The sequence below is a fragment of the Paraburkholderia sp. RL17-368-BIF-A genome (genome assembly GCF_046054045.1).
Classification (GTDB): domain Bacteria; phylum Pseudomonadota; class Gammaproteobacteria; order Burkholderiales; family Burkholderiaceae; genus Paraburkholderia; species Paraburkholderia graminis.
Genome location: NZ_JARESN010000012.1, coordinates 102,049 through 118,167, shown reverse-complemented (window position 1 = coordinate 118,167; position 16,119 = coordinate 102,049). Strand labels below are relative to the sequence as shown.

15 protein-coding genes are annotated in these 16,119 nt (G+C 62.0%); 5 read left to right on the top strand and 10 right to left on the bottom strand.

Going from position 1 to position 16,119, the window contains the following annotated elements; all coding sequences use genetic code 11:
* Positions 1-214: 214 nt before the first annotated feature.
* Genes P0D87_RS21135 through P0D87_RS21125 form a run of 3 tightly spaced genes read right to left on the bottom strand, consistent with a single transcriptional unit; the run spans position 215 to position 2,947 of the window.
* Positions 215-1,078: an ABC transporter permease gene (locus P0D87_RS21135; protein ID WP_006047220.1), complete on the bottom strand. Its 864-nt coding sequence runs from the start codon at positions 1,076-1,078 to the stop codon at positions 215-217.
* Between the two features lie 16 nt (positions 1,079-1,094).
* Positions 1,095-1,889, bottom strand: coding sequence for an ABC transporter ATP-binding protein (locus P0D87_RS21130; protein WP_006047219.1), 795 nt, complete (start codon positions 1,887-1,889; stop codon positions 1,095-1,097).
* A gap of 38 nt (positions 1,890-1,927) precedes the next feature.
* Entirely contained in the window at positions 1,928-2,947 is a 1,020-nt protein-coding gene (locus P0D87_RS21125) for an ABC transporter substrate-binding protein (RefSeq protein ID WP_006047218.1), read from the bottom strand.
* 241 nt (positions 2,948-3,188) lie between these two features.
* Here P0D87_RS21125 and P0D87_RS21120 point away from each other — a divergent pair, with 241 nt between their 5' ends.
* Both P0D87_RS21120 and P0D87_RS21115 read left to right on the top strand, forming a co-directional pair.
* Entirely contained in the window at positions 3,189-3,866 is a 678-nt protein-coding gene (locus tag P0D87_RS21120; protein ID WP_053859881.1) for a response regulator, read from the top strand.
* Positions 3,856-5,253 carry a sensor histidine kinase gene (locus P0D87_RS21115; RefSeq protein ID WP_053859882.1) on the top strand — a complete coding sequence of 466 codons (1,398 nt, stop codon included), beginning with the start codon at positions 3,856-3,858 and terminating at the stop codon, positions 5,251-5,253. The genes P0D87_RS21120 and P0D87_RS21115 overlap by 11 nt, the downstream gene beginning before the upstream one ends.
* A 7-nt stretch (positions 5,254-5,260) precedes the next feature.
* Here P0D87_RS21115 and P0D87_RS21110 read toward each other — a convergent pair whose 3' ends face one another.
* From P0D87_RS21110 to P0D87_RS21090, 5 genes are all read right to left on the bottom strand, one after another.
* Positions 5,261-5,548, bottom strand: coding sequence for a transposase (locus tag P0D87_RS21110; RefSeq protein WP_149029266.1), 288 nt, complete (start codon positions 5,546-5,548; stop codon positions 5,261-5,263).
* 101 nt (positions 5,549-5,649) lie between these two features.
* Positions 5,650-6,918 carry an isoprenylcysteine carboxylmethyltransferase family protein gene (locus P0D87_RS21105; RefSeq protein WP_053859884.1) on the bottom strand — a complete coding sequence of 423 codons (1,269 nt, stop codon included), beginning with the start codon at positions 6,916-6,918 and terminating at the stop codon, positions 5,650-5,652.
* A gap of 76 nt (positions 6,919-6,994) precedes the next feature.
* Positions 6,995-8,803 carry a collagen-like triple helix repeat-containing protein gene (locus tag P0D87_RS21100; protein ID WP_408637018.1) on the bottom strand — a complete coding sequence of 603 codons (1,809 nt, stop codon included), beginning with the start codon at positions 8,801-8,803 and terminating at the stop codon, positions 6,995-6,997.
* Positions 8,804-9,077: 274 nt separating this feature from the next.
* Positions 9,078-10,241 carry an iron-containing alcohol dehydrogenase gene (locus P0D87_RS21095; RefSeq protein WP_006047210.1) on the bottom strand — a complete coding sequence of 388 codons (1,164 nt, stop codon included), beginning with the start codon at positions 10,239-10,241 and terminating at the stop codon, positions 9,078-9,080.
* Positions 10,238-10,546: a putative quinol monooxygenase gene (locus P0D87_RS21090; RefSeq protein ID WP_006047209.1), complete on the bottom strand. Its 309-nt coding sequence runs from the start codon at positions 10,544-10,546 to the stop codon at positions 10,238-10,240. The genes P0D87_RS21095 and P0D87_RS21090 overlap by 4 nt, the downstream gene beginning before the upstream one ends.
* Between P0D87_RS21090 and P0D87_RS21085 the strand changes: the two genes are divergently transcribed.
* The 3 genes from P0D87_RS21085 to P0D87_RS21075 all read left to right on the top strand — a co-directional run bounded on the left by P0D87_RS21085 (position 10,545) and on the right by P0D87_RS21075 (position 14,478).
* Positions 10,545-10,784: a hypothetical protein gene (locus P0D87_RS21085; protein WP_132384543.1), complete on the top strand. Its 240-nt coding sequence runs from the start codon at positions 10,545-10,547 to the stop codon at positions 10,782-10,784. The genes P0D87_RS21090 and P0D87_RS21085 overlap by 2 nt on opposite strands.
* Before the next feature lie 81 nt (positions 10,785-10,865).
* On the top strand, positions 10,866-11,915 hold the full coding sequence (locus tag P0D87_RS21080) for a TauD/TfdA family dioxygenase (RefSeq protein WP_053859888.1): 1,050 nt from the start codon (positions 10,866-10,868) through the stop codon (positions 11,913-11,915).
* A gap of 334 nt (positions 11,916-12,249) precedes the next feature.
* Positions 12,250-14,478, top strand: a complete 2,229-nt coding sequence (locus P0D87_RS21075; RefSeq protein WP_053859889.1) for an NADP-dependent isocitrate dehydrogenase — start codon at positions 12,250-12,252, stop codon at positions 14,476-14,478.
* A 164-nt stretch (positions 14,479-14,642) separates the two neighbouring features.
* Here P0D87_RS21075 and P0D87_RS21070 read toward each other — a convergent pair whose 3' ends face one another.
* Together P0D87_RS21070 and P0D87_RS21065 are read right to left on the bottom strand one after the other, a co-directional pair.
* Entirely contained in the window at positions 14,643-14,870 is a 228-nt protein-coding gene (locus P0D87_RS21070; RefSeq protein ID WP_006047206.1) for a hypothetical protein, read from the bottom strand.
* A gap of 381 nt (positions 14,871-15,251) precedes the next feature.
* Positions 15,252-16,070 (bottom strand): alpha/beta fold hydrolase, encoded by an 819-nt coding sequence (locus tag P0D87_RS21065; protein ID WP_053859890.1) that lies wholly within the window; start codon positions 16,068-16,070, stop codon positions 15,252-15,254.
* Positions 16,071-16,119: the final 49 nt, after the last annotated feature.

Genomic DNA, 16,119 nt, shown 5'->3' with positions numbered 1-16,119 from the left:
GCAGGAAGTACGCAAGACTGAACTTGTCATGCGTGAGCTTGCAAACGTAGCGCAAAACGCGCGCTAGTGAAAGCGTCGCATGGAAAGGCCCGCACGCGCGCGGCGCTTGCAACAACTCGAAGAGACAAAGAAAAAATGCCGCTCGGTCGGCGACCAAACGGCATTTCTTTTACTGCCAAGCCGTGCTTTTACACCACGGCAACGCGACTGAACTTCAAACCGCCGCGGGGCGCCATTTCAACAAGCGCTGCTCGACGGCCGTCAACAGATAGTCCGCTGCGAGTGCGACGACGGCGAGCACGATCATCGCCGCGAACACGCCGCTTGCGTTGAACGCGCCTTGCGCAGTGGAAATCAAAAGGCCAATACCTTGCTTCGAGCCCAGGAATTCGCCGACCACCGCGCCGACGAGCGCAAAGCCAAAGCTCACGTGCAAGCTCGCGAGAATCCAGCTCAATGCCGAGGGAATCACAACCGACGTCGTCACCTGGCGGCGAGACGCACCGAGAATCTGCGCGTTCGCAATCATGTAGCGATCCGCTTCGCGCACGCCCTGAAAGGCATTCGCGAACACAACGAAGAACACCATGACCACCGCGAGCGCGACTTTGGAAGCCATGCCGAGGCCCAACGCGATCACGAATACGGAACCCAGCACCACACGCGGAATCGAGTTCGCGATCTTGATGTACAGGCTGAATACGTCCGACAGCAGCTTGTTACGTCCGAGCACGATGCCGCAGAATATGCCGGCAACGGAACCGATAATGAAGCCGAGTCCGGTCTCTTCCAGCGTGACCCAAACCTGCGTGAGAAGCGGCCCTTGCGAGGTGCCGTTCACGAACCAGTCGACGATCTGATCGAAAATCGCGCTCGGCATCGAAAAGAAGAACGGGTCGATCCACTTCAGGCGAGCGGACAGTTCCCAACCGCCGAGCACGACCACGAGCACCGCGATACGCAGAGAAATCACCAGCAGTTGACGTTGGCGAATACGTTTTTGCGCGACCCGTTCGACGTGTTCGAGCGAAGCAGTGTCGATGCCGGTAGGCATGGTCTGTTGAGGAGTTGTCGACATGTTTGCCTTTCCTTGATTAACCGATCTGCACTTCTTCGCGCAGGTCGTGCCAGATGTCTCGCGAGATTTCGATGAAACGCGGGTCGTAGCGAACTTCCGACGTGACGCGCGGACGCGGCAGGTCGATTTCGTAAACCTTCTTCAGCGTAGCGGGCCGCGCGGTCAGCACGAACACGCGATCGGCGAGTGCAATTGCTTCCTCGAGATCGTGCGTGACGAAAACCACCGACCCCGCGCCGCCCCACAATTGCAGCAGTTCGTCCTGCATCAACGTGCGCGTTTGCATATCGAGCGCCGAGAACGGCTCGTCCATCAACAGAATCTCGGGGCGGTTGATGAAGGTCTGCGCGAGCGCCACGCGTTTGCGCATACCACCCGAAAGTTGATGCGGATAATGCTTGCTGAACTTGTCGAGGCCCACGCGGCGCAGCCATTCGTTCGCTTCGTCGTAGGCGGCGGATTTCGAGCGGCCGCGATACAGCGGACCGGCCGCGACGTTGTCGATGACCGAGCGCCAGGGGAACACCGCGTCCGCCTGGAACACGAAGCCGATGCGCGGATCGATGCCGTCAACGGGCGCGCCCATCACGCGAACTTCGCCGGTAGTGGGCTTCAGCAAGCCGGTAATCATGCTGAGCGTCGTGGATTTGCCGCAACCCGTCGGGCCGACGATAGCGACAAACTCGCCGCGCGCCACCGACATGCTGAAGTCGCGCAACGCAACGGTGGCCTTGCCGTCCGGAGAAATGAAACGGCAAGACACGTTGCGCAACTCAATCGCAGGCGTCTCGCGTGACATGGGTTGATTCATCGGCTGATGCCTCGCAGTTCTCTTGTTGTTGATCGGCGTTACTTCGCCGCGGTCTTGACCGGCGCCGCCACGAAGTCGTTCGTGTAGGTCTTGGCGAGGTCGATATGCTTGCCCTTCACCGAAGGATTGAATGCGGAAAGTACTCGCAGCACGGTCTCTGGGCCGTCGGCGGGCATCTTGCCGTCCTTCGTGAACATCGGCAGAGAAGCCTTCAATGCGCCGATATACAGATCCTTGTTGCTGCCGTAGTAGTCCTTCGGCATCTTCGCGGCGATGTCTTCGGCGCTATGCGTGGCGATGAAGTTCAGCGTCTTTGCGAAAGCATGCGAGAGTTTGGCGGCGTCGCTCTTGTGCGATTCGGCCCACGCACGTTGCACGTAGAAGCTCGAAGCCGGATAGGTGCCGCCAAGCGCGGCACGCGTGCCTTCGAGCGTGCGCATGTCGATCAGTACTTTTGCATCGCCGGTCTTCAGCAATTGCGAGACTGTCGGCTCTGTGGTCATGCCGGCGTCGATCCGGTTCTGCTTGATCGCCGCGATGAAGCTGTTGTCCGCGCCCACCGGCAGCAGCGTGTATTGCGTGGACGGCACGCCCGCGCGTTGTGCGAGGTACTGCGTGAGGAAACTCGTCGATGAGCCCAGGCCCGTTACGCCCAGCGTCTTGCCCTTTGCGTCGGCCATGCTTTTGAAGGTGTCCGCGGCTTTCGTGGAAACCATCTCCACTTCACCGGGCACCTGCCCGAAGATCACCAGCGCCTCGACTTCCTTGCCTTTGCTCTGCAGGTCGATGGTGTGATCGTAGAAGCCCACCACGCCTTGCACCGCGCCTGCGAGCAGTTCGTTTTCCGCGTCCACGCCGGCCGGCTGCGAAAGAATTTCGACGTCGAGGCCTTCGTCCTTGAAGTACCCGAGTTGCTCGGTGAGCCGCGCCGGCAGGTAGATGATCTTGGCGGCGCCGCCGACCATGATCGTGATTTTCTCCGCATGAGCGGCGGTCGAAGCAGCGGCGAGGGCAAACGCAACACTGGACACGGCGGCAATCTGGCGCAAGGTACGCATGAGGCAGTCTCCTGGGTTTAGTCGCCGCCCGATGTTGCGCGCGGCGCTTTTTGGATGAATGACGGCGATTATAGAAATTGAAAACCTTCTGCGAGCTTTCGGCGCTGTAGGGAAACCATGAGTGTTAACCCCGAAGTGCCGCGAGGCGTGCGTCGCGCGCTGCGCGGCACATCGGCTCGCAATACGCGCAAAGCCCTTTTTTTGCGGCACAATCGACGCCCTGACTTTTGCCGTTCCCGCCATGAAGCTGCTGCTCATCGAAGACAATCCCACGCTCGCGCACTGGCTCGCGAAGATGCTCGAGCAGGAGGCATTCGCGCTCGACGCCGTGCAGGACGGCGACGCAGCGGACCGTTTGCTGCAGTCGAATCACTACGACGTCATTCTGCTCGACCTGAATCTGCCGAAGCTGTCGGGCAAGAACGTGCTGCGCCGGCTGCGTCAACGAGGAGATGCCACGCCGGTTCTGATTCTGACGGCGAGCGGTTCCATCGACGAAAAAGTGGAATTGCTCGGCGCCGGTGCGGACGACTACCTCGTGAAGCCATTCGAAGTGCGCGAGCTGATCGCGCGAATCAAGGTGGCGATCCGGCGGCAGTCGCCCTCAAAGGCAAGCGAAGTGGTGTGCGGCGATCTCGCGTTCGACATCGACACACGCCAGTTCACGCTGAAGGGTGCGCCGCTTAATGTGACGCCGCGCGAGCGCTCGGTGCTCGAAACGCTCATCTTGAGGCTCGGCAAAACGGTGACCAAGCCCGCGCTTGTCGACGCAATTTTCACGCTCGCCGATGAGCCGAGCGAAGACGCGGTGGAGATCTACATCTCGCGATTGCGCAAGAAGCTCGACGGCAGTTCGGCGGCTATCGTCACGCTGCGCGGACTCGGTTATCTGCTGCGCAAGAAAGAAGATGACCAATAGTTTGCGGGTCCGCTTGTTATGGTGGTTGCTGGTGCCGCTTGCACTGTACGTGTTCGTGACCGGCAAGGCGGCCTACGACAATGCGCGGCAAACCGCCGATCTCGTGCAGGACAATCAGCTCATTTCTTCCGCGCGAATGATCGCGGGCGAAGTGGAATGGGTAGACGGCTTTTTGCGCGTGGATGTACCGCCCGCGGCGCTCGAAATTTTTGCGTCGCCCTATCGCGATCAGGTGTTCTACAGCGTCAATGTCGACGGCCGGCATTTGCTTGCGGGCACGCCGGACTTTCCGCTGCGCCCCACGCAAGCGGCCGATACGCCCGACCACTACGACACCACGCTCTACGGCCAGGACGTGCGTGCTGTGGGAATCGTGCGGCTCATGTACGACAACGGCGCGACACGCCGCGTACGCGTCACCGTCGGCAAGACCGTGCGTTCGCGCGACGCGATGGCCGAGCAGTTATGGCAACCGCAACTCGTGCGGCAGATCGAAATGATCGCGCTGGCCGTTGCGCTCGTGTGCATCGGCTTGACGTTCGAATTGCGTCCGCTGATGAAGGTGAAAGAAGAGGTTGCCGATCGCGACCCGATGCAACTCGAACCGATTCGCGTAGACCGTTTGCACACTGAATTGCGGCCCATTGTCGAGGCGATCAACCAATGCATTGCGCGCCTCGGCGTGCAGGTTGCCGCGCAACGCCGTTTTATCGCCGACGCCGCACATCAGTTGCGCACGCCGCTTACGTTGCTCGGCACGCAATTGCAGTTTGCGCGGCAACAGGGCGGCGTCAATCCCGCGCTCGACGAAGCGCTCGCCGCCATGCATCGCAGTAACCGGTCGATGGTCGGGCTCACCAACAAGTTGCTGTTGCTTGCGCAAGCAGAGGCGGCGGACAACAGCCAGGTCGTTGTCGAGACAGTCGACCTCGTGCCGTTAGCCCTTGAAGTAGTCGAAGATCTCGCGCTGCTCGCGCAAGGCCGCGAGATCGACCTGGGCGCCGAGCTTTGCGATAGCGCGCCAGTTGCAGGACATCGCGGCCTGTTGCAAGCGCTGATTGCGAACCTCGTGGAGAACGCGATTCGCTATACGGGCAGCGGCGGGCATGTCACGGTGTCAGTGAAAGCCGATGCCGATAGCGTCACCGTTAGCGTGCTCGACGACGGTCCGGGCATTCCCGCCGAGTCCCGTAGCCGCATATTCGAACCGTTCTTTCGCGCGTCGACGGATACGGAGGGCACCGGTCTCGGACTCGCCATCGTGCGCGAAATAGCGGACGCACATGCGGGCAATATCACGCTCGACACGGGCGAGGGCGGCAAGGGTGTGCATATGCGCGTGTCTTTTCCGCGTGCGGCGGCGGCAGTGCATTCACGCGCCGCCTGATAATGCGTTACGTATCGCAGCCGTCAGCGTATTCGGCATTGCACTCAGGCAAGCGCTCATTCACCTGATCGAGCACGCCCGACTTCTTCCACGCCATATACCGGAGGTAACACGTTTGCTGTGGCGGAAACGTTGCGGGCAGCCGGTGCCATTTTTCATTTCTCTGCTGCAACCAGAGTATTGCATTGAGAATCTCGCGGTCGCTTCGGCGCGGGCGCCCGCGAGTGGCAACCGGCTCCGGAAATAGACTCTGGACTCGCGCCCAGTTGGCGTCGGAGAGGGGAATTTCTAGCATCGGCCAGCTTGATTGACTGTGTGCAGGACGCAGTCGTTGAGTTGCGTGGCTGACGATGCTAGTAAAAGTTCTGTGTCCGGTCAAATTGCCTCCTGCGTCTTCTATCGGAACGCGCGCGTTATCTTTGCAAAGAGGCCGTTTCTCGCGATCCATTCGGCGTATGCACGATAGTCGGGGTCGTTCATCAGATGCTTTTCTTCTGTTTTCGCCCGCACGAAATAGAGAAGATTGACTGCAACGAGTGCTGCGCAATGCATGAGTGCGACTTGCCAACCCAAAGGCTCGATGAACGGCACGCTCACCATCCAGTACGACAGGTTCTTGGCAATATAGGCAGGATGCTTCGTCAAGCGATAAGGTCCGGAGGTGATGATTCCCCGGTTGGTCAGATTGGAGAAGCGCAAGCCAAAAGACATCGTGGCACAGGCATAGCACAGCAATAGCGCAACTATCACGGAACCCCAGACTATCCGTAATACCGGCATCGAAATAAGCCAGTTGTCCCAGAACATCGAGCCTTCGTAGCGAATGTACTGACTGGAAATGAGCGACCAGAACGGCTGATAGCAGATGAGCGCAACGAGCCAGCCGAGCGTGGTCGGCTCCGCGCTGCGCACATGACTGTCCAGAATGCGAAGCGTGCACAGATAGCCGACGGTGCCGAACATCAGATCCATTGCAAACGAGAGGTCGTACATGAAGCGAAACGTTGCAAGAGAGAACGGCGCGTTCAATGCGGCGGAAAGCGAAGCGTTGAGTTGGGCTGCGTTGGTCGAGAGATAGACGGTCATCAGCGGCAGGAAGAACGCTTTCACCAACCAGCCGGCCAGCATTTCGCGTAGGGGCCGCCAGTTCGACGGACGTTCGCCGCGTAACAGCAGACGCGCGAGCAGCAGATAGGCGTCGTCGGTTTCGCGCTGGTGCGTGTCCATCCACGCAAAGTAAAACGGCGCGGCGACTGCCACATAAGGTGCGAGCGTTCCGACCAGTGACCAGAACGGGTGATAGAACGAACCGTGGTATTCGGGCAATAGCCAGTAAAGCGCGCCGATGCCTGCATAGATACAGGCCAGGGATGCAAGACGCATTGCGACACGCGCGATGCTGAGCGACCGTAGCGCGCGACGCGCAAGCCCCGCGCTCGGACGCAAATAGACTCGCGCGACAAGCAGCTCGTAGGCGCCCACGGTAGCGATGATCGCGAGGCAGGCCACGGTGCTGCGCGTGGCGCCGTCCAGCGCGGTGCTATCGCGCACGAGCCACAGCGTCAGCACGCCCGCGAGCATGCCCAATAAGCCGACGGAAAACGGCGTTGCCGAACGCGGAGCCGGATCGTCGGCACGCGCAAAGGTCTCGATGCTGGAGGTCATGTCATCCTCGTCGTCATGACATAAGCGGCGGCCGGGCGTTATTTTGTTTTGGGTCCCGGCCGCTTCGGGCTACTGGTTATTTCTTCGCAGGGGCGACGCCGCCGAGCAATCCGCCGACGAGGTTTGTCACCGGCGCAAGCGGGTTGGTGTTTGACGACGTGCCGCTCGAACCGCCTGTCAATCCGGTGATGAGGCCGGTGACCGGATTCGCGGCCGTGCCGGCTTGCGAACCGCCGGCCGCACCCGTCGCGCCTGCTGCACCGGTTGCGCCGGTCGCGCCGGCCGCGCCGACTGCCGATGTCAGCGATCCCAGAAGCGTCGTGACGGGGGCAAGCGGGCCGCTTGCGCTGCTGCCCGTGCTACCCGTCCCACCACCCGCGCCGCCGAGCGAGCCCGCAGTGCCGAGAAGCGCGGTCACGGGCGCGAGCAGACCCGCAGCGCTGCCCGGCGTGTTCGCGCCTGCATTGCCGCCGAGCGAGCCGAGGTTGCCGATCAGGCCAGTCAACGGCGGGATGGATACGCTGCCGCTTGCGGTCGCGCCGCCTAGCGGGCCGAGCACGCCGGTCAGTGGCGCAAGCGGATTTGTCGTCGCTCCCGTGAGCAGTCCGCCCGTGGTCGTGACTGTCTTGCCCAATTGACTCACGACTCCGCCAATGTCTTTGCCCACCTGATCGCCGGTCGCGGCCGACACGCTGAGTCCCGCGGAGTTGAGTCCATTGCCGACCGTGTTCAGCAGCGCGTTGAGCGGCGAGCCGAGGCCGGTTGCATTGCCGACGGTCTGCGTCGTGTTCGACACGGCGACCGTTATCGGATTGATGACCGAGCTGAGTTGAGTCTCGACCTGTTGCACGGGCGCGCCGGCCAGCGTGGTGCCGAGCCCCGAGCCGACTGCATTCAGGCCGCTTCCGACGCCGCCGACGACGCTGCCGAGCGTCGACGTCAGCGGCGAAGCCGGCGCGAGCGGTCCGCTGCCGAGGCTCGTGACCGCGTTGCCAAGCGACGTCACCGCGGCGGCCGCGTTGGACACGACGCCTGACGTCGAACCGAGTGTCGGGTTGAGCGGATTGGCCGAGCTGCCCAACGTGCCGAGGCCGGCGGCGCTGCCGTCCCCGAGAGCTTTGACGGCATTGCCAAGATCGGTCACGGCGTTGCCGAGGCCCGCGGTGGTCGCGTTGTTGACGCCGGGCACGGATGTGCCGGTGACTTTGCCGCCGGTATCGGCGACGGTTGTGCCGACAGCGGTAATGAGGTTGCTGGCGTTGATGACGACCTGGCCTATCGGCGTCGAGGAGGTGCCGGAAGTTCCTGAAGTGCCGGAAGTGCCTGAAGTGCCAGTGCCTGAGGTTGTGCCGGACGAAGTGCCGGAAGTGCCCGAAGTACCGGAAGTACCCGAAGTACCTGAGGTGCCAGACGTGCCCGAAGTACCCGAAGTACCCGAAGTACCCGAAGTACCCGAAGTACCCGAAGTACCTGAAGTACCCGAAGTACCCGAAGTACCCGAAGTACCCGAAGTACCCGAAGTGCCGGAAGTCCCCGAAGTACCGGAAGTCCCCGAAGTGCCGGAAGTACCCGAACTACCCGAAGTACCCGAAGTGCCCGAAGTACCCGAAGTGCCCGAAGTGCCCGAACTCCCTGAAGTACCCGAACTACCCGAACTACCCGAACTACCCGAACTACCCGAACTACCCGACGTGCCCGAACTTCCAGATGTCCCCGACCCGCCCGAACTCCCCGAAGTCCCACCCAGTCCTCCGCCGCCGAGTCCACTGGTGTTGGGCGTAAGCGGACTCTTGGTCGGCGTATTAAGCGTCGAACCGCAGCCGTAGAGCGCGAGTAATGTCGATGCCGCGACGGCGATAGCAGTGCGGCTGGCAAATTTGATCATGATGTCCCCGTTGAACGACTATTGACGGGGACATATCTGCAAGCTCCGCGCCATAGGCTGAGCCTGGCGCGAAACCGCACAAACGAGGCATCAAAACAATGTTTCGGCGCCACGCATAGAATTAAATGCCAAAAACGGTCTAAAAACCAAAGACGCACGCGCCGATGTTCCCGCGCACGCTACGTAACGCCCAGCTCCGTCGTAACGGCGCGCGCACCCACTTACAGCGCTAAGCGCGCGAGCCCACAGCCGAACCGCGAAGCCCAACGCTACCTCAAAACGCAGCCGTATAAATCGCCAGCGCATCTTCTTCAGCGACCGGCCGCGGATTATTCACGAGCAGGCGCGTTTGCAACATGGCGTCGCTGGCCATCCGCGGAAGGCCTTCGCGCTCGATGCCGACATCGCGCAATCGGGCCGGAATCGCCGTGGCGGCGATCATCTGCTCGAGCTTTCCGATCAGCGCATTCGTCTTGCTTTCAGCGCTGCCCGTTACGCCCGGCACAACGACATCCGCGAGTTCCGCATAAAGCGTCGCCGCCGATTCAGCGTTGAAGCGCAAAACGTGCGGCAACACCAACGCGTTGGAAAGTCCGTGCGGCACGTGATAAATGCCGCCGATCGGATACGCGAGCGCATGCACGGCGGCCACCGGCGAGTTCGCAAACGCCTGTCCGGCGAAGGTCGCGCCGAGCAGCATCGCCTCGCGCGCGCCGCGATTGCTGCCGTCTTCGCAGGCGGGCAGCAGGTTGCGCGACAGCAGGTCCAGCGCTTTGATCGCGAGCATGTCCGAGATGGGGTTCTTCAAATGCGCGGACGTGTAGGCTTCGATCGCGTGAACCATCGCGTCGATGCCCGTCGCGGCCGTTGCCGCCACCGGAAGCCCGAGCGTGAGTTCGGCGTCGAGAATGGCGAGGTCCGCGATCAACTGCGGGGCAACCACGCCCATCTTCTTCGCCTCGCCGATGGTCACGATCGACACAGCCGTGACTTCCGAGCCGGTCCCCGCGGTCGTCGGCATCTGCACGAGCGGCAAGCGCGACACCGTGACCTTGTTCACGCCATACATGTCGCTGAGCGGCTGCTCCTGCTGTGGCGCGAGCACGGCGATGAGCTTGGCGACGTCCATCGACGAGCCGCCGCCCAGCCCCAGCACGATCTCGGCACCGGCGCTGCGCGCCCGCGCTGTCGCTTCGAGCACGATATGTTCGGGCGGATCGGCGATGACGTCGTCGATCACGGTCGCATTCCAGCCATGCGCCGCGAGGTCCGCGAGTGCGGGCTTCAGCAGGCCGCTCTTGTGCAGAAAGCCGTCGGTCACCACGCACACAGTGTGAAGCGTGGGAAATTGCGCGCGCAACAAAGCGCCCAGCCGTCGCGCCGCGCCGAATTCGACGACGAGCGTCGGCACCGTTTGAAAACGGAATGCGTTCGTCATGCTGCGTCTCCCGGCACCATGTGGCTGGACACCTCGCGCCGCTCGAGCAACGGAATGATCGTGCCGAAGCCAAGACGCTGAAAATGTTCAGTCTCGCGATGCTCGGCGAGTCCGTTCGCGTCGCTGTACTGTTCGAGGATCACAAAATGATCGGGCTCGAGCGGCGAGCGGAAAAATTCGTAGTAGAGATTCTTCGGCTCGGCGCGGGTCGCCTCGGCGAGTTCGGCGAGATGCTTGACGATCGCGTCGCCGTGGCCGGGCTTGGCGAAGAAATGCGCGATTACCTGCAGGTAGGCATTAGCCATGACTTACTCCAGCAAGAACGTAGTGGGTCTTTTTGTGGGCAGCGCGCGGCATCCGCTCGCCACGGTAGTTTGGGCAGGCGGCGAAAGCGCCGCGCAGTTCTCAGTTGTACCAGATTCGAATCCGCCGCTAGGCAGCTCGGCCGCGAAGTCGACGCTGTTCGGCATTCTCTTCAGCCGAGGGTGTTGGAGTTTAAGTTTATTTCACATGTTTATTGAGAATGATTCGCGTTTGCGTTAGATTGTCATCGTATCGTCGGCACGGTTGCTCGTATGCGGCTCTGGATGCAGCCGGCGCGCCGCTTCTGCAAGAGGATCTCGTATGACCACGCTTTCGATGCCGCGGCCCTCGCTCGCGGATCTCTCCATCGAGCCGGGGCTGCCGGCCGTCGTTTCGCCGCGCGCGGGCGCCGCCACTATGTCGCTGCACGAGGCGGCGCCGCTGCTGCATGCAATCGTCGATGAGCAGCTCGAGCGCGCGGGCGGCGTTCTCTTCACCGGCTTCCGGGTCGAATCGATCGACGCGTTTCAGGCTTTCGCGGCGTCGTTCGGGCATCCGCTGATCGGCTATGAATTTGCGTCGACGCCGCGCAGCCAGGTTGAGGGGGCGGTGTACACGTCGACGGAATATCCGCCGCATCGTTCGATTCCTTTGCATAACGAACAATCGTACACGTGCGAATGGCCGTTGCGCATCTGGTTTCACTGCGCGCTTGCCGCCCGTTCCGGCGGCGCGACGCCGATCGCGGATAGCCGCGCGATCTACCGCGCACTCGATCCGGCGCTCGTCGCGCGCTTTGCGAGCCGCGAACTGCTTTACGTGCGCAACTTCGGACAAGGACTCGACTTGCCGTGGCAGCAAGCGTTCGGCTCGGACGATCCGCGCGTGGTGGAGCGCGTGTGCCGCGTTCGCGGCATCGAATGCGAATGGCGCAACAGCGAAGACGGCGAACTGCTTCTGCGCACGCGCGAGCGCTGCCAGGCGGTCGCGCGGCATCCGCGCACGGGCGAGCGCGTCTGGTTCAATCAGGCAAACCTGTTCCACCTTTCGTCGCTCGATGAAGACATGCAGGAGGTGCTGATCGATTCCGTCGGCATCGAAAACGTGCCGCGCAATGTCTATTACGGCGACGGCGCGCCGCTCGAAGCGGACGCCCTCGCGCAGATTCGCGGCGTGCTGGACGAACAGCGCATCGTGTTTCCGTGGCGGACCGGCGACGTGCTGATGCTCGACAACATGCTGACGGCGCACGCGCGCGATCCGTTCGAAGGACCGCGCAAGGTGGTGGTCGCGATGGCGCAGAGCTACCGCGAGCGCGATGCGGTCGAAGGTGCGATTGAAGGTGCGGTCGGACATTCCGCCGACTGTTAAGCGGCCGATTACATCATCGAGGCGCGGTGGGCGGCGATAGTTGAGAGCGATTCTCATTGATCGCGAGCTTGTGGGTGCTGAGTCATCTATAAGACATATGTCTTTCGGCCTAGGGCAAATCGTTGAAACCCTTATCTGGCGGGCATCCGGCTAGTTTGACCCGGTTCTTCGGCCTGTTTGTTTAGCAGCGGACGGACGAAAACACGCATATACTCACGGTCGGGCCGTAAAAAGTAGTGCCGCGGGTCGCGCTGCGTTTTGCTGCTTCGTCGCAACTCGCTGGCTCAGCGCTTCCCACGCTCTGTCTCTCACTTCACCTAGCAAAGCATCAAACATGTCCACACCGCCGAAGATCATCTACACCCTCACCGACGAAGCGCCTGCTCTGGCGACTTATTCGCTGCTGCCGATCGTCAAGGCGTTCACGCGCTCGTCCGACGTGATCGTTGAAACGCGCGATATTTCGCTTGCTGGCCGGATCATCGCTGCATTTCCGGACTACCTGACCGCGGAACAAAAGGGTTCCGACGATCTGGCGGAGCTGGGTGGACTCACCACGCGTCCTGAAGCGAACATCGTCAAGCTGCCGAACATCAGCGCTTCGGTGCCGCAACTGAAGGCCGCGATCACCGAATTGCGCGATCAGGGCTACAAGCTGCCGCCGTATCCGGACGTCGCCACGACGGACACTGAAAAAGACGTCAAGGCGCGCTACGACAAGATCAAGGGCAGCGCGGTGAACCCGGTGCTGCGCGAGGGCAACTCGGACCGCCGCGCGCCGCTGTCGGTCAAGAACTACGCACGCAAGCATCCGCACAAGATGGGCGTGTGGTCCGCGGACTCCAAGTCGCATGTGGCGCACATGAGCGGCGGCGACTTCTACGGCAGCGAAAAGTCGGCGCTGATCGCAGCGGCCGGCACGGTGAAGATCGAACTGACGGCCGCCGACGGCACGAAGACGGTCCTGAAGGAAAAAACGCCGGTGCAGGCGGGCGAGATCATCGACGCTTCGGTGCTCAGCAAGAACGCGCTGCGCAGCTTCATCGAGGCGGAAATCAACGACGCCAAGGCGAAGGGCGTGCTGTTCTCCGTCCACCTGAAGGCCACCATGATGAAGGTGTCCGATCCGATCATCTTCGGTCAGGTCGTGTCGGTGTTCTATAAAGACGTGCTGGCCAAGCATGCCGACGCGCTGGCGCAAGCCGGCTTCAACCCGAACAACGGTATCGGCGACCTGTACGCGCGCCTGAAGGATCTGCCGGCTGAAACCGCCGCGCAGATCGAAGCCGACATCAAGGCTCAGTACGAACAGCGTCCGCAACTGGCCATGGTCAATTCGGACAAGGGCATCACGAGCCTGCACGTGCCGAGCGACGTGATCGTCGACGCATCCATGCCCGCCATGATTCGCGAGTCGGGCAAGATGTGGGGCGCCGACGGCGCGCTGCACGACGCCAAGGCGGTGATTCCGGACCGCTGCTATGCGGGCGTGTATCAGGCAGTGATCGAAGACTGCAAGAAGAACGGCGCATTCGATCCGGTCACGATGGGCACAGTGCCGAACGTCGGCCTGATGGCGCAAGCCGCCGAAGAATACGGCTCGCACGACAAGACGTTCCAGATTCCGGCGAACGGCGTGGTCCGCGTGACCGACGCCAGCGGCGCGGTGCTGATCGAGCAGGCGGTGGAAGCCGGCGACATCTGGCGTATGTGCCAGACCAAGGACGCCCCGGTGCAGGACTGGGTCAAGCTCGCCGTGAACCGCGCGCGCGCTACCAGCACGCCGGCTGTGTTCTGGCTCGACGCGGCTCGTGCTCACGACGCGCAGATCATCAAGAAGGTCGAGCAGTATCTGAAAGACCACGACACGAACGGTCTCGACATTCGCATCATGACGCCGGTCGACGCGACGAAGTTCTCGCTGGAACGCATCCGCGCGGGCAAGGACACGATCTCGGTCACCGGCAACGTGCTGCGCGACTACCTGACCGACCTGTTCCCGATCATGGAACTGGGCACGAGCGCGAAGATGCTGTCCATCGTCCCGCTGATGGCTGGCGGCGGCATGTTCGAAACGGGCGCGGGCGGTTCGGCGCCAAAGCACGTTCAGCAACTGGTCGAAGAAGGCTTCCTGCGTTGGGACTCGCTGGGTGAATTCCTGGCGCTGGCCGCGTCGCTCGAACATCTGAGCAACGCGTATCACAACCCGAAGGCGCAGGTTCTGGCCAAGACGCTGGATCAGGCAACCGGCAAGTTCCTCGATAACGACAAGTCGCCAGCGCGCAAGGTTGGCGGTCTCGACAATCGCGGCAGCCACTTCTACCTCGCGATGTACTGGGCCGAAGCATTGGCCGCGCAAACCGAAGACGCCGCGTTGCAGGCTCAGTTCGCCGGCGTGGCGAAGGCAATGGCCGACAACGAAGCGAAGATTCTCGACGAACTGCGTGCAGCGCAAGGCAAGCCGGTAGACATTGGCGGTTACTACCGTCCGAACGTCGAACTGACGAGCAAGGCCATGCGCCCGAGCGCGACGCTGAACCAGATCGTCGACTCGATCGCGTGATGTGTTGGGCGATGTGCTGACGGGTGTGCGGAATGACGCGCGCGCCAAAGCACGGGTGCACGCACCTACGCACGCCCAAAAGTAAGCGGTAAGCAAGACGATGGCGCTCTCGAGCGCCATCGTCGTTTCTGGCTCCACCAAGCGGACGCGCGTCATGCGGTCCCTCAAACGTGAACGATTTCCCAGTCGCTCAGTTTCTCGGGAATTTCCAGCGTCGACGTATCGACTTCCGACAGATGCGGGCAGGTCAAGCCGCGCGCGAGATCGTCGGCCGCCTGTTGCGGGCTCGAGAACTCGCCGAGCTTGTCGTTGCCGTAGGTTGCTTCCCAACCGTCGTGGCCGGGCAGAATATAGAACGCTCCCTGAGCCGATCCAAAGCGAAAGCCTTTCATTTTTCGTCTCCCAATTGCCAATAAAAAACCGTGGTGCGTTGGCGGCTTCATGGGTGGGAGTGCGAGGGGTCGTCAGACAGCGTTTCGTCCCATCCAACTCACTGCACCGCATGAACCGCGTGCTCTTGTAAAAGAGTCTACGTCAGCAGTCGGGGCCGCAAGCCGGAGTTAGATGGTTGGTTCGAAGTAAAAAGTCGCCTTAGAAACAGTGACTTACGCGCTTCGTTTTGCAATGTGCAACGCGGGGCGGCATTGCGAAATGACGGATTTGTGCCACGCACCACGGTTTTTTACGAAGCAAGGGCGCGTGTCACATCGTGAAATTTGGGGCCTGCGCGGTACGGACAGGTATGTGTCGTGAACGCGACCTCCGTCAAAACCTCACAAGAACACGCGCGCAACGAACCCGAGCATCACTTCATTAAACAGCGCGGGCCGTTGCAGCGGCGCGAAGTGACTCACGCCTCGCAGCACGCGCAATTGCGCGCCGGGAATGCTGCGCGCGAGATATTGGGCGTGCTCCGGCTTGATGAACTCGTCGTGTTCGCTCTGCACGATAAGCACCGGCACGCGGATACGAGCGAGATCAGGCGCGGCGTAGTTCGGCTCGGTCCTCATCATTTCGCTGACGGCCGCGACGAACGCATCGAAGTTGTCGGGCGTAGCGGATAGCCGCGCATAGTCCTGGCGATGACGGCTAAAACACCGATCGATCACCGGCGTCGCCACAAATTCCTTCGTGCCGCTCGGGTCCATATTGCAGCCGAAGAAGAACACGCCCGCGACGCGCTCGGGCGCCGCCATGCCCAGCACCATCGCCACGCAAGCGCCGTCGCTCCAGCCGGCGATTGCCGCTCGCTCGACCGACAGCGCGTCCATGACCGCGAGCACGTCGGAAGCCATCAGCTCATATTTGTAGGGCCGCGCATCGCGCGTGCTGCGTCCGTGACCGCGGCTGTCGATCACGATCACACGGTGGCCTGCATCGAGCAGGGCCGGCACCTGATAACCCCAGTTGCCGCTATGGCCCAGGCCGCCATGCAGCAGAATCGCCGGCGCGCCTTTGCCATGAGCCGCATACCAGATGCGCGCGCCCTCGTGCTCGATCCAGCCCGAGTCGTTCGACGCCGGCAGCGGCGGCGCGCCGTGCGCTTCGAAATGTTCGAGGGCGTCGTCGTGTGGATCGGCAGAAGAGGTCATCGCGGCTGTCTCCGGTTTTTTGCACTGGGTTGGCGGCTGGATACGCCAG